Source organism: Clostridium nigeriense (assembly GCF_050585245.1).
GTDB lineage: Bacteria > Bacillota > Clostridia > Clostridiales > Clostridiaceae > Clostridium > Clostridium nigeriense_A.
On sequence record NZ_JBNOOF010000001.1, the window covers coordinates 41,530 to 62,927 of the forward strand.

Below are 21,398 nucleotides of genomic sequence, written 5' to 3' on the forward strand. Positions count from 1 at the left end.
ATATTTACTTTTTTAATCTATATACACTTAAAAAGTAGTCCATATATGATTAATTACATCAATTATGGACTACCCTTATTAAATTGAAAATAGATTTAATATATCTTCATCACTTAAAGTGTTTATATTTGATGCTTCCATACTATTATCAATTATCTTTTCAATTAATTTTCTCTTTTCATCTTGAAGTTCTACTATTTTTTCTTCTATAGTATTTTTAGAAATTAATTTAATGACTTCTACTATATTCTTTTGGCCAAATCTATGTGCTCTATCTGTTGCTTGCGCTTCAACAGCTGGATTCCACCAAGGATCAAAATGAATAACTATATCTGCAGAAGTTAAATTTAAACCAGTTCCTCCAGCCTTTAAACTTATTAAAAACACGGAGTTATTTCCATTATTAAATTCATCTATTAAATGTATTCTTTTTTCAGATGGTATACTTCCGTCTAAATAGCTATATGATATATTTTCATAATTTAATCTCTTAGCTATATTCTTTAATACTGAGGTAAATTGTGAAAATACAAGAATCTTATGACCTTCTTCTATACCTTGATTTAATAATTCAATTAAAGAATCTATTTTTCCACTATTACCTATATAATCATTTATTAATACAGATGGGTCTAAACATATTTGTCTTAATTTTGTTATATATGATAAAATCTCAATTTTACTATTTTTTAATTCATCATCTTTAACTTTCTTTTCTATTAGATTTTTAGCATAATCAGAATATATAGTATATACCTTTTCTTGCTCTTCTGACATTGAAACTAACAGTCTCTTTTCAATTTTTAAAGGTAATTCTTTTATTACATCTTTTTTATATCTTCTTAATATAAAAGGCTTTATTAACTTGTTCAATTCTTCTATAACTTCATTAGATTCATGTAATTTTTTATAGTATCTAACGCTAAAGCTATTTTCATCAAACAGATATCCAGGCATTATAAAATCAAAAATTGACCATAATTCCATAACAGAATTCTCTATAGGTGTACCTGTTAATGCAAACTTTCTATTTGCATTTATTTTCTTTACAGATAATGCATTTTGAGAATTACTGTTTTTAATATACTGAGCCTCATCTATAAAGCAATAATCAAAATTAATATCACTATAGATATCTAAATCTCTTTTTAAAATATTGTAAGTTGTTATTATAACATCGTAATTATTAATGTTATTTAATATATTTATTCTTTCATCCTTTGGACCATTAACAACTACCCCCTTAATACTTGGAGCGAACTTTTCAAGTTCATTGCCCCAATTATAAATTAATGAAGTAGGTGCAACAATTAATGTTTTAGAAGGAAGTGTCGATAAAATGAAAGCTATTGCTTGGATTGTTTTACCAAGACCCATTTCATCTCCTAGTATTCCGCCAAAGCCTAAGTAATCCATTGTTTTTAGCCAATTGTATCCTTCTTTTTGATAAGATCTTAAACTAGCATTCAAAGTTACAGGCTCTTTAAAGTTAATTTTTTTAACGTCTTTAACTTTCTTTTGTATCTTAGTTAATTCATTTTTACCTTTAATATATCTTAAATTATTATCTTTAATAAAATCACTAATAAATATTGATTTGTTTTTATTAAATATTAATTTATCATCCTTAATATCATTTTCAATAGAAAGCACATCTAATAGTTTTAAAAAGTTTCTAAGTTCTATTTCTTCTAGATCTAGATATTCACCGCTTTTAAGCTTAAAGTACTTTAAATTATCTTTAAAGGCTAGCAAAACATCTTTTATTTCCTCATTAGAAATATTATCTATACTAAATTTTAATTCAAAATAATCGTACTTTCCTGCTTGAATTTGCCCTATTATATTTTTATTATTAACTTGCTTTATAATCTTAAAGTTTTCTGAATAAAACACTTCACCTATTTCTTGTAATTTATTTATATCATTTTTAAAGAAATTAAATATATAATCATCTCCAAGCAATAGGTAAAATTTATCACCTGAAGCTTCGAATCCTAAAGCTCTTAGGATTGATAATACGTTTCCTTCTTTATTTAAGTCTCTATAAATAATTTTATTTTTGTATTCATGAAAAATATTAAATTCATGTTCTCCATATCTAACTTTCAGAACTAACGTTAAGTCCTTATTTATTTTATCAAAATAGAAACAAAATTTAACATCCTCATTAACAACCTTATCTTTAATCGACTTACTTATTTTTACATAATCCGACAATGTATAAAGTTTTGGCAGTAAACTTGATAGTATTCTAAGCTCTTCATTTTTAGTTAATGAAATAGAACTACTATTTTTAAATATTTCTAAATACTTAGAAATATTATGGCAATAATCAAAGCTTGGTAAATAAATACTGCTTCCATATAAAAATACTGTATTTTTCTTATCTAAAATTTCTGGTAATCCATCATCTATTGATAATATATATTCATTATCTAATTCTTTTAAATTGAACTGTAAATTAGGCTTATCATAAATTATCTCAGTGTCTACAGGCCTATAAAAGAAACCATCATTTAAATACATTCTATTTTTAGATATAGTATCAAAAAACTCTCTTATTAAAAAATCAGGAATAATTAGAGACTTTCCATCTATAAATTTCTCTTGTCTTTTAACAAAATTTAATTGTAAATTTTCAATGTCCTTTATTTTTTCAATAAAACTAATTATTTTACTTTCTTTAATCCCTAATCTTTGATATCTTAGATCAAAAATATAATCTTTACCATATTTTATTGGTATTTTATTATAAATTGATATTAAGAGTTGATTTATATCCTTTATTACATATAATTTGTTAGAAGATAGTCCCTTTAAACCTATTTTAAACTCTGCAGTAATTCTGTTTTTTATTCCTCTTCTATTTATATAAACTTCTAACTTTATTTCTTCCTTATTTTCTTCTTCTAAGAGTAAATTTAAAATACTATCATTACTTTTAAAAATATTATTTACGGCAACTGTTGAGGTATCTATCTTCTTTTTTATATCTTCATAATTATCTAAGTCTCTTAAAAATTTATAAAAAGTAGCAAATAGATGTTTGCAGCAGTAATTTTCTTTACGGAATTCATTTTTTTCGAAATCCTCACAGGAACAATATGTAGACAATATAGACTTATTTTTTATATCTAACTCAATTTTATTAATATATTCACTATAAAAGTCTTCAGACAAGACTTTTGAATTTATGTAAACTAATCCCTCATCTGAGGATATATTAAAATCAGATATTAAATCCTCTTCTAAAATTCTTTTTCCTACAGTTTTATCTTTACCTGATACATTTTTATTAAATTTATCTAATAATAATTCTTTAATCATATTAATCACCCTAAAAACAATATTCTTTTATTATAACAAAAAGAAGTGGTTTTATCCACTTCTTGTACTAGGTACCTATTTACTCTTTTCTCCGTAAAAAAATAATTTTAGAATCATAATTGAAGAATAGTTTAAGTTAAAGAAATCATTATATTCCTTAAAAATGACTCCTAACCTCGGGTCATTTTCTATACCCTTATCTAAATTAAACCTAAAATTTTCTTTACCTAAAATATCGCTATGATTAATTACTGCTTCAATATTTAAATTTTTAAAATTTAACTTTTTTAATAAAGTTAATAATACTCGTCCTATTTCTCTATTTCCATTTATTGATGTTTGATATTTAGAGAGATTAGAGTTTAAATTCTTTATTAATTCATTTTTAGGATATGTTAATCCCCAAAGTTCGCTATCCACATCTATTATAATTACTTTACCACCTGGTTTTAATATTCTGTATATTTCTTTTAAAGCTATAATTTGATCACTTAAATGCTGAAATACAAATCTAGCTATCACTATGTCAAAGTATTCATCAGGGATAGTACATTTCATTATATCATCTTGCATAAATGTAACTCTATTTCCATAATTGTTAAGCATATTATGTGCAAAATTAAGTAAGGCCTCATCATTATCCAAAGCTATAATTTCTGAGTTAGGAAAGTTATCTAACAATACTTTAGTATAGAATCCGGGACCACTTCCTACTTCTAAAATGACACTATCATCTTTTATACCTAAGTTTCTAAGCATTTTAATTTCTCTATCTGATCCAAAATTAGCTTGTTTTTGTAACCTCATTAATTCCTTTTGAAATCCAATTTGTTTATAAATATCACTATACGCCATTGTTTTCTCCTAGGATTATTTTATTCTATATAGTATATACTTAAAACAACCTTTTGTTCTTATGCAATTATAAAGTAATATAATTAATAAATTATCTTATATAAGAATAAATGAAGTAATATATTACAATATAATATAGTCATTAAAGCACAGTAAAATAAAAATACTCTATTAGCTTTATCATTAGAGATTATTATGGAACTAAAAAATTTATTGCCTTATTCTCTAATGAAATATCTATATCTTTATTAATTAATATTTCACCATCAATACAAGTAGTAAATCCGTCATTAGATTTAATATTTATGCTCTTACATTTTCTATATATAATATATTCTTTAATAGATTCATTTTCTAGATGATTTCCGTCTTTATAAATATTAATTAATTTAACTAGTTTTAATCTTGGAACATTCTTTATTAAACACATATCTATTAATCCGTCATTTATTTTTGCTAATGGAGTACCCTTATATCCTCCACCATATGTCATTCCATTTGCAACTACACATAATAGAAAATCTCCATGTATTAACTCTTTGTTATCAATAATTATGTCTAATGTATTATACATTTTATGAAATAGTGAATAAAAGATAGATAAGGTATAGGCTCCTTGTCCACTTATTAATGGAAAGCGCTTAAATTTATTCATATTTTTAGCAACTTTTGCATCAAACCCTATATTACATAAATTAACTGAATAAATATTATTTACTTTTAGTAAATCTATTTTTTCCTCATTAAACTCTATTTGTTTATCAATATCATAAAATCTAACTTTTGATTTAAAATTATTTATAAAATCATTACCTGTTCCATATGGAATTACTGAAACACAAGCATTTTTATATCCTATTAAACCATTAATAACTTCATTTAGAGTTCCATCTCCTCCACAAGCATAAAATCTTAAATTACCTTCCTCTGATTCACAGATAGATTTAGTAAAATTTGTAGCATCATATTTTCCTTTTGTAATATAAATTTTATATTCTTCATTAATATCTTTAAAAGCTTTTTTTATATCTTTAGTTATCTTTTCAGAAATATTAAATTTCCCTGCTTCAGGGTTTATTATAAAAAAGTGTTTAGTATTAGTCATAATTTTACCAATTCTCTTTCTTTATAGTTTGTTTAAAATTAGTATACTATATTAAGAAAGAATTATCATTAATTACAATTTATCTCAAGAAAAAAATGTAGCTATATCTATTGTATTACATTATAGATATAGCCCTTTTTAAAATAGTATTTTATTTATAAGAAAAGATTTATACGTGCATTAGATAACATTAATTTAATTCTATTTTCTTGATTTATTTTGGATTGGGATGGATCATAATCAATTACTACTATATTAGCTGTAGGATTATTATCAACTATCTTTCTAATAGCACCTCTTCCAACTATATGGTTTGGTAAACATCCAAAAGGTTCAGCACAAATTATATTATTTGCACCTGAATGTATAAGTTCTAACATATTCGCAACTAACAGCCATCCTTCTCCCATTTTAACTCCATATCCAATATATCCATCAGCCATTTTTCGCACCTCTTCAAAATCTGTTGGTGGTTCAAATTTTGAATTTTCTTTTATTACTTTATTTATCTTTCCTTGGATTTTTAAAACAATTTTGTATCCTAACGAAGCAAACTTCGATTTTACAAACCCTTTCTTATATAACTTATAATCAATAACAGAGTTTAAAATACAATAATTTATAAAGTCCATAAGACCTGACTGAACTACTTCACAATCTTCTTTTATTAGAAACTCCTCAAGATGATTGTTACCCATTCTAGAATACTTCATATATATTTCTCCAACTATTCCAACCTTAATTTTATCAGTCTTATTAATTTTTATATCATCAAAGGCTTTGACAATTGTTTTTGAAATTTTATTAACCTTTAAGTAACTTAAATGTGAAAAGTTATTATTTAAATAACCAATCATTTTTTCTAACACTACATCACATTCACCATCATTAATTTCATAAGGTTTAACTTTATTATATAGGCACATTATAAGATCACCATATATTACAGCGTAAAATAGCTTTAAAACAAGGCCTGGACTAAGCTGCAGTCCTGGATGTTTTTCAATCCCAGATACACTTAAACCTATAGCTGGTACTTCAGAAAAACCACTGTTTTCCAATGCTTTTCTTATTAAATGAATATAATTAGAAGCTCTGCAGCCTCCTCCAGTTTGAGTCATAAGAAGAGCAGTTTTATTAATATCATACTTTCCACTTTTTAATGCCGAAATAAACTGACCTATCACTATCATTGCTGGATAACAAATATCATTATTTGAGTATTTTAATCCATCATCGATTATATCTGTAACATCATCTTCTAAGAATTCAATATCAAACCCATAATCTTTTAATATTTTGTCTAAAACCTTGAAATGAATTGGTAACATATTAGGAACTAATATCTTATAATTTTTCTTCATTTCCTTCGTAAAAATCTTATAATCCTTATTCATTTATTTCCCACCTGTTCTTTATAGCTTCAACCATACTTCGTATTCTTATCTTTGCAGCTCCTAGATTATTTGTTTCATCTATTTTTAATTGAGTATATATCTTTCCATTTTCCTCTAAAATTCCTTTAATTTCATCAGCTGTTATTGCATCTGTACCACAACCAAAGGAAACTAATTGAACTAATTGCATGTCATTATTTTTCACAATATATTTAGCAGCGTTAAATAGCCTTGCTTGATATGTCCATTGATTTAAAATATTAACATTAACATTATTATGATCAAAAGGAATAGAGTCTTCTGTTAATATAACTAGGCTTAATGAATTCATCATTCTATCTATGCCGTGGTTAATTTCTTTATCTACATGATAGGGTCTTCCAGCTAAAACAACCATTAGCATGTTATTTTCTCTTGCATAATTAATAGCTTCTTCTCCCTTAATTAATATATCTTTTTTAAATTCTTTGTACTCATTTATTCCTAAATTATAGGCCTTTTCAATCTCATTTTTTATTATCCATGGATAATAAACCTTTAAACTAGTATATAAATTTTCAATAGTACTTTTACTAGAATTTAAATCTAAATAAGGGCTTATAAAATTGCACTTATTTAGATTATAAACATTATTTTTTATAACTTCAGGATAATAAGCTACAACTGGGCAATTATAATGATTATCAGATATCCCCTCATCATAATTAAATGTCATACATGGATAAAAGATATTATTAACCTGCTTTTCAATAAGACTTTCTATATGTCCATGAACTAGCTTAGCTGGATAACAAGCGGTATCTGAAGGTATAGTATACTGACCATTTAAATATAATTTCTTGGAAGAGGCATCTGATAAAACTACTTTTATTCCTAATTCATTAAAAAACTTAACAAAGAAAGGTAAGTTTTCATACATATTTAATACCATAGGTAACCCTATAACACCCTTTTCAGCGTTATTATCTTCATAATCTAAGAGCTTTGAATGTTTATATTCATACAAATTAGGAATATTATTTTCTTCATATTTACCTGTTGGTCTAGAACATCTATTACCAGATATATATTTTCTTACACCATTAAAAGTATTTATAGTTAAATTACAATTATTTGTACATAATCCACATTTAGCACCTTTAGAAGTGTGTGTAAAGTTCATTAAATCTTCTTTACTTATTATTTTTGATTTTAATAGATTTTTATTTTTTACATATATTGCAGCTCCATACGCCCCCATTAATCCTGATATATTTGATCTTGTTACGTTTTGATTTAGTTCTAATTCTAAACTTCTCAAAATAGCGTCATTACATAATGTACCACCTTGAACTATTACATTTTTACCAATGTTTCTAGTTCTTATAACTTTATACAAAGCATTTTTTACAACACTAATTGATAAACCAGCCGAAACATCTTCTATAGTTGCACCATCTCTTTGTGCTTGTTTTACAGAAGAATTCATAAAAACAGTACATCTTGATCCTAAATCGGCTGGATGTTTGGCAAATAGACCTAGTTTAGAAAAATTTTCAACATCATATCCCATTGCTTTGGCAAATGTCTCTATAAAAGAACCACATCCAGATGAACATGCTTCGTTTAAAATAATACTTTTAATAGCTTTATTTTCTATTTCAAAGCATTTAATATCTTGTCCACCTATATCTAATATAAAATCTACATTAGGATTAAATTTACTTGCTGCAATATAATGAGCTAATGTTTCTACTAATCCATAGTCTATTCCAAAAGCTTTTTTTATTAATTCCTCTCCATATCCGGTGACTGAACTTCCTTTTATATTAATTCTATTCCCAAAATTTTCATATATATATTCTATTTGTTTTTTTATAACCTTTACTGGATTACCTTCATTATGAGCATAGTATTGATATAATATATTACAATCATTATCAATTAAAACAAGCTTTGTAGTTGTACTTCCTGCATCTATACCTAAATACACGTCACCTTTATATTTATTTATATCTCTAATTAAAACCTTAGCTTTATTATGCCTTTCAATAAACTTATTATATTCACCTTCATTTTCGAATAATGGCTTAACTTCTTTTTTTAAGTCTAAATTACTTTTATTATTGTTTAGTATTAAAGTCAAGTCTTCATATGTATAACTTATGTCTTCGTTTGTGGAAAATAATGCAGCTCCTTTAGCAACAAAAACCTCTGCATCTTCTGGAACTATTCCTTCATCTTTATTTAAATTTAGTTTTTTTATAAACATACTTCTAAGGCCTTTATAGAAATATAACGGACCACCTAAAAATAATATATTTCCCTTTATTTCTCTTCCTTGTGCAAGACCACCAATAGTTTGATTTACTACTGCATCATAAATACTTACAGCTATATCAGATTTATTTGCTCCTTGATTTAATAATGGCTGAATATCAGATTTAGCAAAAACCCCACATCTTGATGCAATAGGATAAATATTTTTATATTTAAAGCTAATTTCATCTAGTTCTTCTACTGTAATTCCCATTAAGCTTGCCATTTGATCTATAAATGCACCTGTACCACCAGCACAACTAGAGTTCATTCTTTCTTCTAAGCCATTTGTTAAATATATTATCTTAGCATCTTCTCCACCTAATTCTATTACTACGTCAATATTATTAAAAAGCTTTTTTACTCCTATTGTGGTAGCAAATACCTCTTGCACAAAAGATATACCTGAATCTATAGCTAGACCATATCCTGCTGAACCAGTTATAGAAACTTTTAACTTATTATTTTTCACTATATCTTTTATATTATTTAGTTCTTTTAATATTGTTTCTTTAACTTTTGTTAAATGCCTTGTATAACTTTTATAAATAACATCATTTTCTTCATTTAGTAGGACTAATTTTACTGTAGTTGAACCTGCATCTATACCTAGTTTATATACCACTTATATTACCTCCACTCATATATTAATATATTTAATCAAGCCCTATAAGCATATACTCTTATAGGGCTCAAATTATACACATTTACAGCTATCTCTTATTATTAGTTTAACTGGTAATACTATCTTTTTACTTAAAGATCTTTTACCCTTTATTCTCTCCATTAAAACATCAAGAGCAGTTTCTCCCATAAAATCAGTAAATACTTTAACTGTTGTTAAAGAGGGAGATAAATATTGAGCCGTTGCTATATCATCAAAACCAACTATACTTATATCATTTGGAATATTATACCCTTCTTCTTGAATGGCCTTATATGCCCCTACAGCCATTGGATCACTTGCTATAAAAAATGCTGTTGGTATTTTTTTTAGCTTCAGAGCTTCCTTCATTAAGGAATACCCATCTTCTAGAGTAAAGTTTCCTTTAAATACCCATTCACTTTTAAAATTATTAATTTCAGTCATAAAATCTCTATAGGTAGCTTCCCTATAGTTTATTAATTCTACTCCATCATTATTATTATTATGAGGTATAACTTTTGCACCAATATATCCAATATCTTTATGTCCTAAATAATATAAATAATCTAAAGCTTTTTTAGCTCCATATTTTAAATCTACTACTATTGAATCATACTCCCATTCTTCTGGAGATGAGTCTATAAAAACAATATTTTCAGTTAAATCTCTAATCTTTAATATTTCTTCATTTTGAAATATACCAATAGCTATTATTCCATCTAAATCCTTATAGCTATATGAATCACCATTTAGTATTTTACTAAAATATAAAGATTTAAAATCGATACTTTCTTCCATACATTTTTTTTCTATAGCCATTCTTATAGATAAAAAATACGGATCATTTAATTCTTTAGTTTCAGTAAATGAACATACTATACCAATATTATATTTTTTTAATTTACTCTTTCTTTCCTTTATGGTAACATAATTCATTTTTTCAGCTATGCCCAAAACTCTTTTTCTAGTTTCTTCTGAAACATTTAAGGTTTTATCCAAATTTAGAATACGGGAAACTGTTGAAATAGAAACTCCAGCAGCCTTTGCTATTTCCTTAATAGTTGCCATATTACACACCCCTACTCACTTAAATTTATAACTTAAAAATACAATTAAAGATGAGGCATTTTCTATAATGCCTCATCTTATTTTAATAAATTGTTAACTTTAAGCTATTAATATATCTATGCATAGCTTCATTTCCTTCATCGTTCCATTTAAAAACTCCACAATGCTCTAATACTTTAGTAAATACAATACCGACTTCGTTTTTTACAATATTATCTACAGTTTCAGTAGTAATATTTGAATTTTTTCTCTTAATTTCTTCATACCATTCTAAGTGAATTTTCATATTTTCATTATTATAAATATCATCTTTTTTAGTAGTTAATGATTTTTTTATAATTTCTAATTCATCTTTTAATCTAGCCGGCAAAACAGCAAGTCCTAAGACTTCTATTAATCCTATATTTTCTTTTTTAATATTATGAAGTTCTTTATGTGGATGAAAAATTCCATCAGGATATATATCGCTAGTTCGGTTATTTCTAAGAACTAAATCTAATATAAATTTACCATCTTTCATTCTTGCTATAGGCGTTATAGTATTATGAGGAATAGTATTAGTAAAAGCATAAACATCAACTTTATAATCACTATAGTTTTTCCAATGATTTAAAATTTTGTTAGCTAATTCACTTAACTCCAATTTATTCTCACCTATTAATCTTAATACAGTTAGTGGCCATTTTACAATAGACAATTCAATATTTTCATAATTTTTTAATTTAAATTTTATAAAATCTGGAGCTCTATCCATAGCAAACTCATAATTTCCACCTTGATAATGATCATGAGTTAATATTGAGCCTCCTACTATAGGTAAATCAGCATTTGATCCTACAAAATAATGAGGAAACATTTCAACAAATTCTAAAATTCTATCAAAGGTATTTTGAGTAATCTTCATTGGAACATGCTCACTAGAAAAAACAATACAATGTTCATTATAGTAAGCATATGGTGAATATTGCAAAAACCATTTTTCATCTTTTAAAGTTACTGGAATTATTCTAAGATTTTGCCTCGCAGGATGATTTATTCTTCCTCTATAACCTTCATTTTCCTTACATAATAAGCACTTAGGATATTTTGAAGGCTGAAGATTTTTAGCAGCTGCTATAGCTTTAGGATCCTTCTCTGGTTTTGATAAATTAATTGTTATATCTAAATCACCATATTCTGTTTTAGATTTCCAAACTAAATTCTGAGCAATTCTATCTGTTCTAACATAATCACAAGATTTACTAATATTATATAAATAATTAGTAGCTTCCTCTTGTGATTTTTCATATCTAGAATTAAACTCTTTAATTACTTCAGAAGGTCTTGGCATTAAAACTCCCATTATTTTAGTATCTAGTAAATCTCTATATATAGGAGTATTAGATTCTAAGATACCTTTTTCAAAAGCATAATTTAATATATTGTTTAAAATATCAGTAGGAGTTGATAAATATTCATCATCTATATCCAAATCTTCATATTCATCTAAATTTAAAATATTTAATAGAGAATTTCTAATATATATTTCGTCTTCTTTTTTAAATAAATCATGCTTTAATCCATATTGAATTAATCTTTTAATCTCTCTATAAATTCCCATAATAACACCTACTTATTGAATCCAGTTGGATTTTTTTTATGCCAATTCCAAGCTGAAGCTATTATATCTTCAACATTAGTATATTTAGGCTCCCAATGTAATGTATTTTTAGCTTTTTCTGCAGACGCGATTAATCTAGCTGGATCTCCGGCTCTTCTTTCACAAATTTTAGCTGGAATTTCATGACCAGTTACTTTCCTTGCTGATTCTATCATTTCTTTTACAGAGAATCCATTACCATTTCCTAAATTAAATATATTACTAGTATTTTCCTTTCTTAAATAATCTACTGCAAGAATATGAGCATTAGCTAAATCTATTACATGAATATAGTCTCTAATACATGTACCATCTTCTGTATCATAATCATCTCCAAATATAGATATAAATTCTCTCTTTCCTAGAGGTACTTGTAATATTAATGGTATTAAATGTGTTTCCGGACTATGATCTTCTCCAATATCTCCACTTACATGAGCACCAGCAACATTGAAATATCTTAATGAAACATATTTTACTCCATGAGCAATATCAGACCATTTCATCATTTTTTCCATAGCAAGCTTTGTTTCTCCATAAGCATTAGTTGGCTCAGTTTTATCAGTCTCAACTATAGGCATTTTAGTGGCTTCTCCATAAGTTGCTGCTGTTGATGAAAATACTATTTTCTTAACATTATTTGCTACCATAACTTTTAATAAAGTTTCAGTTCCATGAACATTATTATTATAATACTTTAATGGATTAGTCATACTTTCTCCAACTAATGAATTAGCTGCAAAATGTATAACTTCTGTTATATTATTTTCTTTAAAAACTTTATCTAACTCTTCTTCGTTTCTTATATCAACATTATAGAATTTAGCCTTTGGATTAACAGCTTCCTTATGACCTGTTTCTAAATTATCTACTACTACAACTTCTTCTCCCTTGTCTATTAATTGATAAACTGCATGACTTCCAATATATCCTGCACCGCCACAAACTAAAATCATTTTAATACCTCCTAAATTTCTCTAGTTCCATTTCCAACGTTAGCAATATAGAAACTAGCTTCATATCCTATTTTTTCTTTATAACCTTGTCCTACATTCTTTATAAAGTCATCAACATTATCATTTTTTACTAAAGCAACTGTACAACCACCAAATCCAGCACCAGTCATTCTAGCTCCTAAAACGCCCTCATGTTTCCAAGACAATTCCACCAATGTATCTAATTCTATACCAGTAACCTCGTAATCATCTCTTAAAGAAATATGTGATTTATTCATAAGCTTACCGAAAGTCACTAAATCATTGATTTCCAAAGCCTCTTTTGCCATTAATGTTCTTTGATTTTCATATACAGCATGTTTAGCTCTTTTTACTCTAATATCACTTTTAATTAGCTCTTTATTTTCTTCGAACTCGTTTATTGAAAGCTCGCCTAAAGAAGTAATATTTAGTTTAACTCTTAATTCTTTTAAAGCCTCTTCACATTCGCTTCTACGTTCATTATACTTAGAATCAGCTAATCCTCTTCTTTTATTAGTATTAGCTATTATTAATACTTCATCTTTTAATTCTATAGGACAATAATTATATTTTAATGTATTACAGTCTAATAAAATTGCATTATTTTCTTTTCCCATTCCTATGGCAAATTGATCCATAATACCACAATTAACACCAACAAATTTATTTTCTGCTTCTTGTGAGAATTTAACTAAATCAACTCTATCTATATTAAAGTTAAATAAGCTATCCATCATAACTGCAATTAATAGTTCTAATGATGCTGAAGAGGATAGTCCTGCACCATTTGGTATATTTCCATAAACAGCTACATTAAAACCTCTGTTTATATTATAACCATGTTTTTTTATTACATCAATTACCCCCTTAGGATAATTAACCCAATTATCTTCTTTTTTATATTTAATATCATCTAAAGAAAATTCAATGATTCCTATTTCTTCAAAATTCCCTGAGTACATTCTAACTTTACTATCATCTCTTAAGCTTATTACACCATAGGTTCCGAAGCTTAAAGCACATGGAAAAACATTACCACCATTATAATCAGTATGTTCTCCAATTAAGTTAACTCTTCCAGGTGAAAAAAATGTTCTTGTTTTATTATTATCTCCAAAAACTTTTTTGAAAATATTATTGATTTCATCTCTCATAATATCGCTCCCCATTAAATATTTTATAATTATTTACAATTAAATATTATCATATATGGAAAACTATTTCAATAAATTTTACTGATATTTTACTAATATTTTTACTTATAATTTTACTAAATAAAAAAAGGCATTTCTGCCTTTTTTTATGATGCTTCACTATTTTCAAATTGACTATTATAAAGACTTGCATAAAAGCCTTTCTTTTCAAGTAATTCTTTATGATTACCTTGTTCTATTATATCTCCATCCTTCATTACAAGGATTAAATCAGCGTCTTTAATTGTAGATAATCTATGAGCTATTATAAAGCTTGTTCTTCCATTCATTAAATTATCCATAGCTTTTTGTATTAAAACTTCAGTTCTCGTATCAACAGAACTTGTAGCTTCATCTAAAATTAGTATTTTAGGATCTGCAAGTATAGCACGAGCTATAGTTAATAATTGCTTTTGACCTTGAGATACATTACTTGCATCTTCATTTAACTCCATATTATATCCATCTGGTAATGTTTTTATAAAGTGATCAACATGGGCTGCTTTTGCTGCTTCTAACACTTCTTCATCAGTAGCATCTAATCTTCCATATCTAATATTATCCATTATACTTCCATTAAATAACCATGTATCTTGTAGAACCATACCAAATACTTTTCTTAAATCACTTCTCTTAAATGAAGTTATATTAGTATTATCTAGTAAAATTTCTCCTGAATTTAATTCATAGAATCTCATAAGAAGTTTTACTATAGTAGTTTTACCTGCTCCAGTTGGTCCTACTATTGCAATTCTTTGACCAGGTTTAATTTTACTTGAGAAGTCATTTATTATGATTTTATCTTCATTATATCCGAAGTGAACATTCTTAAACTCAACACTGCCTTTAATTTCATTTATATCTACAGGTGTAGATAAATTATCTGACTCCTCTTCCTCTTCAAGGAATTCAAAAACTCTTTCAGTAGCTGCTGCTGTTGATTGAAGAACATTAGCAATTTGTGCGGCTTGAGATATTGGTTGAGTAAAACTTCTTATATATTGGATAAATGATTGAATATCTCCAACTTCTATAGTCTTCTTAACTGCTAGATATCCACCTAATATAGAAACTAAAACATATCCTATATTACCTATAAAACTCATTATAGGCATCATCATACCTGATAAGAATTGAGATTTCCAAGCAGAATTATATAATGTTTCATTTAATTCATTAAATTCTTTTACAGCTTTTTCTTCTCCATTGAAGGCTTTCATAATATTATGTCCACCATAAATTTCTTCAACATGTCCATTTACGTGACCTAAAAAGTTTTGTTGCTCTTTAAAATACCTTTGAGATTTTTTTACTACAAATGATATTAGTATAGCCGATAAAGGAAGTATTAATACAGATACCAAAGTCATACTTACACTTATGGATAACATCATTATTAAAACCCCAATTAGAGTGGTAAATGATGTGAAAATTTGTGATAAACTTTGGTTTAAAGTATTGCTTACTGTATCAACGTCATTTGTAACTCTTGATAAAACTTCACCATGAGTTAATTTATCAAAATACTTTAAAGGTAGCTTATTTATTTTAATAGAAATTTCTTTTCTAAGATTATAAGAAACCTTTTGTGCAATTCCAGACATTATATAACCTTGTATAAATGAGAAAAGAGCACTTATTAAATATAAAACTGCAAGTATAATAATTATTCTACCAATGTATTCAAAGTCTATTCCAGCTCCAGCTGTTCCTGAAACTTTGCTTACTAACCCTTCAAATAGTTTTGTTGTAGCCTTACCTAATATTTTAGGCCCAATTATTGAAAAGGCTGCACTTCCAATTGCAAAAATAAGAACTATTATTATTGATAATCTATATGGTTTTAAATAATTTAATAATTTTTTACTACTTCCTTTAAAATCCTTTGCTTTAGCGCCACCATGCACGGCTCCACCCATAGGGCCACCAAAACCCATAGGACCTTTTCCTCTTTTATTACTCATGCATTAGCTCCTCCTTTGAAAGTTGTGATAATGCTATTTGTTTATAAACTTCACAAGAATCTAATAGTTCTTTATGAGTCCCTTTTCCTACTATTTTACCTTCATCTAATACAATAATTTGATTTGCATCTTTTATTGTACTTATTCTTTGGGCAACTATTATCATAGTAGCATCTTTAATATTTTCTTTAATAGCCTTTCTAAGATTAGAATCTGTTTTAAAATCTAAAGCTGAGAAGCTATCATCAAATATATAAACTTCTGGTTTCTTAACTAAGGCTCTAGCTATAGAAAGTCTTTGCTTTTGTCCTCCAGAAACATTAGAACCACCTTGTGAAATTTCAGTATTATATTTTTCAGGTTTTGTTTCTATAAACTCTGTTGCTTGAGATATTTTTGATGCAAACTCTATATCCTTATCACTTGCATTTTCCATACCATATTTTAAGTTGCTTTCTATTGTTCCTGAGAATAAAATTCCCTTTTGAGGAACATAACCTATTTTGCTTCTTAATTTCTTTTGCTCTACATCTTTGATATCTACACCATCTAATGTTATACTACCTTTTGTTACATCATAGAATCTAGGCATTAAGTTTATTAATGTAGACTTACCACTACCTGTACTTCCTATTATTGCAGTAGTTTCACCTGGCTTTGCTGTAAAACTTATATCTTTTATTACATAATCTTCAGCACCTGGATATTTAAAGCTAACATTTTTGTATTCAACAATTCCTTTTTTATCTTTTGGAAATTCTTTAGTTCCGTTGTTCTTTATAGATAAATCAGTAAATAATACTTCACTAATACGATTTGCTGATACTGAAGCACGAGGAAGCATTATAGATATCATTGATATCATTAAGAATGACATTATTATTTGCATTGCATATTGCATAAATGCCATCATATCTCCAACTTGCATTGTTCCTAGGTCAACTTGATGAGAACCAACCCATACTATAAGAATAGTTAAACCATTCATTATAAACATCATAGCTGGCATCATTGAAGACATTAATCTATTAACAAAAAGATTTGTTCTTGTTAAATCTTTATTTGCCTTATCAAATTTTTCCTCTTCGTATTTCTCTGTACTGAAAGCCCTTATTACAAGCATTCCTATTAAACTTTCTCTTGTAACTAAGTTAACTTTATCAACTAATTTTTGAACTGATTTAAACTTTGGCATGGCTAAACTAAATAATGTTCCTACTAAAACTAGTATTAATATTACTCCAACCCCTATAACCCAAGTCATATTTGTATCTGTTTTCAAGACCTTAAGTATACCGCCAATACCTAAAATAGGCGCATAGAATACTATTCTAAATAATAGAACCATAAGCATTTGAATTTGTTGAATATCATTTGTACTACGAGTTATTAATGATGCAGTTGAGAATTTATCAAATTCAGCATTTGAAAAACTTGTTACTTTCTCAAAAACATCTCTCCTTAAATTTTTACTAAGTCCTGCTGCAATTCTAGAAGATATAAGACCAACTATTACAGCAGCTATCATACTTATAAATGCTATACCAAGCATTTTAAGTCCAGCTATTATAATATAATTTGTTTGTAGCTTATCCGTATCCATTCCTATTGCATTATATTCATTTTTAACAAAGGAAACTGAAGCTTGCTTTAACATGCTCTCTGGCATTTCATCAAATTGAGAATCAATACTCTCTACCATACTATTTAGATTTTCCTTTGGTAGCATACTTAGAATTTCAAATGGATCGGAGCCTTCAGGTAAGTTCATTTTTTCATTATATTCCCCTGATTCTAACCCTAAAACTATAAGCTCTGGTTTAGAAAGAAGACTATTTATTTTTTCTAAAGTATCTTCGTCTTTTGTATTAATTTCTAATAAAGTTTCCTTTTCAAGGCTTGGATACTTATTAAGATATTTATCAAGATCTTTTTCAGATAAATACTCCTTATTTATAATTTTATAATTTTCTTTAACAAAATTATAATCATCTTCATTCATGAAAATAGAAAGCTTTTCAAGTTCACTTTCTCTTATTATTTTGGGAACTGAGTTCTCAATACCTCCTTGTTGTATTCCTACATTAACTATATTCGACATATAGTCAGGAAGGGATAGCTCACTAATTGCTTGAATAAATAATAGTACTATTACAATTGTTATTGAAGCTATAAATGGTTTTAAGTATTTAGTCAGCTTAAACATTAAATTAATCTCCTTTCAAATACAATTTATTATGAATATATATATATTATATTTTCATAACTATTATATGTCAATAATAATTATAGTTGTATAACTAAAAATAATAATATATAATAAATATATAATTATCTAGGAGGGGTACTATGAGTAATTCTATGCCAAAAGAAATTGCGAATGATTTAATGACATTATTATTTGAAATTCATAATAAATTATTCAAATTCAATGAAATAGGAAAAAATGATGTATTTCCGCCATCACATATAAAAACAATTTTTTATTTACATCACAAAAAATCAGTATCAATTTCTGATATTGCAAAATGCTTGGATATATCTAAATCTAATATGACACCTATTATAGATAAATTAATAGAAGAAGATTTTGTAGAAAGGTTTAATGATCCAAACGATAGAAGAAAAATAAATGTTCAATTAACGGAGAAAGGTGAAAATTTTATAAAAGAAAAGTTAAGCGATTTTAAATGTGTTTTATCAAATAAAATTTCAATATTAGAAAATCATGATTTAGAGCATTTAGGCGAATTAATAAAAGATATGCAAAATATAATTATAAAATTAAAATGAGTATCAAATTATTTTGATACTCATTTTAATTTTATAATATAGAAACTACATCATATCCTTCTTCTTCAATAGCATCTATCAATATATTATTTTCAACTTCAGTTTCTACTACTGCTTTTTTATTATCTAGGCTAACTTCTAAAACATCAACGCCAGTAATTCCTTCTAAAGCTTCCTTAACATGTGCAACGCAATGGTTACAACTCATACCTTCAATATTTATTACCTTTTTCATTTAAAAATCCTCCTTAATATTATCTTGTTATTACTTTATCTAATATTTTCATTATTTCATTGATTTTTTCATCACCGTTACCATCTATGAATGCATCTTTAACACAATGAGATAAATGATTTTCTAAAATTATTAAATTTGCTTTTTTTAATAATGACTGAGAAGCAATGATTTGATTAGATATATCTATACAATATCTATCTTCTTCAATCATCTTTATTATTCCTTCAATCTGTCCTTTAGCAGTTTTTAACGATTGCAAAGCCTTCTTTCTTTCACTATTCATTTTATACCTCCCCACCCTCTAGGGGTGTCTATAATTTAATTATAGTATTTATAAAATTTTTGTCAATATTTTTCCTATAGATAGGATTTCATTAAATAAGTCACTTTATTCAAAATTATATATTAATAATTCTAAAAGTTTGAATAAATTAATTTAAATAACTTAAATTAATACAATAGATAGTTTTAGATTCAAATATCTTTTAGGATAAAAATTCATTTTTATCTATTCTAAATTTTAAATTTAATGTTATAATAATTAAGCATCTTAGATGTGGGTGGGCGAGGGAAAAAGAAAAGAGGTTTTACAGAAAGGATGGACAAATTATTTAAACTTAAAGAACACAAGACAAATTTTAAAACCGAGCTAATAGCTGGTTTGACTTCTTTTTTTGCCGCAGTATATATTGTTGTGGTTAATGCAAGTATATTAAGTGATGGAGGCATATCTCAAGAGCCACTTATAATCGCAACTGTTCTAGCTTCCTTTATAGGATGTTTATTAGTTGCACTTATAAGCAATTCTCCTCTTGTAATAATGCCTGGAATGGGGATTAATGCTCTTTTTACTTATACTATTGTATTAGGAATGGGGTTAACTTTTAATCAGGCATTAGGAAGTGTAGTTATAGCTGGATTATTATTTTTAATTATCGCTATGACACCTTTATCTAATATTTTAGATAAAGCGATTCCAAATTCTTTGAAGGAATCAATTACTATTGGTATAGGCCTATTTATAACTTTTTTAGGCCTTCAAAAAAGTGGTCTTATTACATCTGACCCTTCTACTTTTGTAAAAATAGGAGAATTATCAAATCCAAGGATAATATTTTTTATTTTTATATTTGTGCTAACAATAATACTTTTTGCTAAGAATATTCCAGGTAGCTTTTTGATTAGCATTATAACTGGTACAGTAATAGCAATTTTATTTAAATTTGTAGATGTGTCAAACTTAAATTTTACATTACCAAATTTTGCAGAATACGAAACCATACTCTTTAATATTGACTTAAGTGAAATTTTTAACTCTAAGTTTTGGATTGCAACATTTTCTTTAACTTTAGTTTTACTTTTTGAAAATATTGGATTATTACATGGTCAAATTAGTGGCTTATTAAAAACTCCTGAAAAACAAAATAAGGCATTAAATGCAATAGCTTTATCGACAATAGCTTGTGGACTTTTTGGAACTAGTCCATCAGTATCTACAGTTGAAGGTACTGCTGGTATAGCTGCAGGTGGAAAAACAGGTTTAACTTCATTAATAGCAGGGTTCTTACTATTAATATCCTTATTATTTATTCCTTTTATTAATATAATTCCTAATGAAGTAATTGCACCAATTTTAATAATAATAGGAAGTTTAATGATTAAAGGAATAGTTCATATTGATTTTAATGATATTTCAGAAGCAATTCCAAACTTTTTAATTATTGTATTAATTCCATTAACATTTAGTATAATAGATGGAATAGCTTTTGGATTTATTTCATATACCATAATGAAAATAGCAAGTAAAAAGAGTAAAGATATTTCCTCTACTATGTATATAGTATCATTTATATTTATTCTTTACTTTATTTTAAATACAATTTAAAAGCTAGGGT

At 26.5% G+C, this 21,398-nt stretch carries 15 protein-coding genes; 2 read left to right on the top strand and 13 right to left on the bottom strand.

The genetic code is table 11. From position 1 onward, the window contains the following. Positions 1-78: 78 nt before the first annotated feature. The 11 genes from ACQPUY_RS00180 to ACQPUY_RS00230 all read right to left on the bottom strand — a co-directional run bounded on the left by ACQPUY_RS00180 (position 79) and on the right by ACQPUY_RS00230 (position 18,678). Entirely contained in the window at positions 79-3,330 is a 3,252-nt protein-coding gene (locus ACQPUY_RS00180; protein WP_430838837.1) for a DEAD/DEAH box helicase, read from the bottom strand. A gap of 75 nt (positions 3,331-3,405) precedes the next feature. Further along, positions 3,406-4,185, bottom strand: a complete 780-nt coding sequence (locus ACQPUY_RS00185; protein WP_430838839.1) for a class I SAM-dependent methyltransferase — start codon at positions 4,183-4,185, stop codon at positions 3,406-3,408. Positions 4,186-4,378: 193 nt separating this feature from the next. Further along, positions 4,379-5,290, bottom strand: coding sequence for a diacylglycerol/lipid kinase family protein (locus ACQPUY_RS00190; protein ID WP_430838840.1), 912 nt, complete (start codon positions 5,288-5,290; stop codon positions 4,379-4,381). A gap of 155 nt (positions 5,291-5,445) precedes the next feature. Continuing rightward, positions 5,446-6,687, bottom strand: coding sequence for a 2-hydroxyglutaryl-CoA dehydratase (locus tag ACQPUY_RS00195; RefSeq protein ID WP_430838841.1), 1,242 nt, complete (start codon positions 6,685-6,687; stop codon positions 5,446-5,448). Continuing rightward, positions 6,680-9,610 (bottom strand): acyl-CoA dehydratase activase, encoded by a 2,931-nt coding sequence (locus ACQPUY_RS00200; protein ID WP_430838842.1) that lies wholly within the window; start codon positions 9,608-9,610, stop codon positions 6,680-6,682. The genes ACQPUY_RS00195 and ACQPUY_RS00200 overlap by 8 nt, the downstream gene beginning before the upstream one ends. A 72-nt stretch (positions 9,611-9,682) precedes the next feature. Continuing rightward, a complete protein-coding gene (locus ACQPUY_RS00205; protein WP_430838844.1) occupies positions 9,683-10,699 on the bottom strand; it encodes a LacI family DNA-binding transcriptional regulator in 1,017 nt (338 codons plus the stop codon). 82 nt (positions 10,700-10,781) lie between these two features. Further along, positions 10,782-12,299: a UDP-glucose--hexose-1-phosphate uridylyltransferase gene (galT, locus tag ACQPUY_RS00210; protein WP_430838845.1), complete on the bottom strand. Its 1,518-nt coding sequence runs from the start codon at positions 12,297-12,299 to the stop codon at positions 10,782-10,784. Between the two features lie 8 nt (positions 12,300-12,307). Then, positions 12,308-13,294 carry a UDP-glucose 4-epimerase GalE gene (gene galE, locus ACQPUY_RS00215; protein ID WP_430838846.1) on the bottom strand — a complete coding sequence of 329 codons (987 nt, stop codon included), beginning with the start codon at positions 13,292-13,294 and terminating at the stop codon, positions 12,308-12,310. Positions 13,295-13,305: 11 nt separating this feature from the next. After that, positions 13,306-14,469, bottom strand: coding sequence for a galactokinase (locus ACQPUY_RS00220; protein ID WP_430838848.1), 1,164 nt, complete (start codon positions 14,467-14,469; stop codon positions 13,306-13,308). A 146-nt stretch (positions 14,470-14,615) separates the two neighbouring features. Then, positions 14,616-16,472, bottom strand: a complete 1,857-nt coding sequence (locus ACQPUY_RS00225; protein ID WP_430838850.1) for an ABC transporter ATP-binding protein — start codon at positions 16,470-16,472, stop codon at positions 14,616-14,618. Beyond that, a complete protein-coding gene (locus ACQPUY_RS00230; RefSeq protein ID WP_430838851.1) occupies positions 16,465-18,678 on the bottom strand; it encodes an ABC transporter ATP-binding protein in 2,214 nt (737 codons plus the stop codon). The genes ACQPUY_RS00225 and ACQPUY_RS00230 overlap by 8 nt, the downstream gene beginning before the upstream one ends. 143 nt (positions 18,679-18,821) lie before the next feature. On the opposite strand from ACQPUY_RS00230, the gene ACQPUY_RS00235 reads away from it, so the two are divergent. Further along, complete coding sequence (locus tag ACQPUY_RS00235; RefSeq protein WP_430838852.1) at positions 18,822-19,265, top strand: MarR family winged helix-turn-helix transcriptional regulator; 444 nt, start codon at positions 18,822-18,824, stop codon at positions 19,263-19,265. A 31-nt stretch (positions 19,266-19,296) separates the two neighbouring features. Here the strand turns inward: ACQPUY_RS00235 and ACQPUY_RS00240 are convergent, their stop codons facing one another. Together ACQPUY_RS00240 and ACQPUY_RS00245 are read right to left on the bottom strand one after the other, a co-directional pair. Beyond that, on the bottom strand, positions 19,297-19,500 hold the full coding sequence (locus tag ACQPUY_RS00240; RefSeq protein ID WP_430838853.1) for a heavy-metal-associated domain-containing protein: 204 nt from the start codon (positions 19,498-19,500) through the stop codon (positions 19,297-19,299). 19 nt (positions 19,501-19,519) lie between these two features. After that, complete coding sequence (locus tag ACQPUY_RS00245; RefSeq protein ID WP_430838854.1) at positions 19,520-19,786, bottom strand: metal-sensing transcriptional repressor; 267 nt, start codon at positions 19,784-19,786, stop codon at positions 19,520-19,522. Between the two features lie 315 nt (positions 19,787-20,101). Between ACQPUY_RS00245 and ACQPUY_RS00250 the strand changes: the two genes are divergently transcribed. Next, positions 20,102-21,388, top strand: coding sequence for an NCS2 family permease (locus ACQPUY_RS00250; RefSeq protein WP_430838855.1), 1,287 nt, complete (start codon positions 20,102-20,104; stop codon positions 21,386-21,388). Positions 21,389-21,398 lie beyond the last annotated feature (10 nt).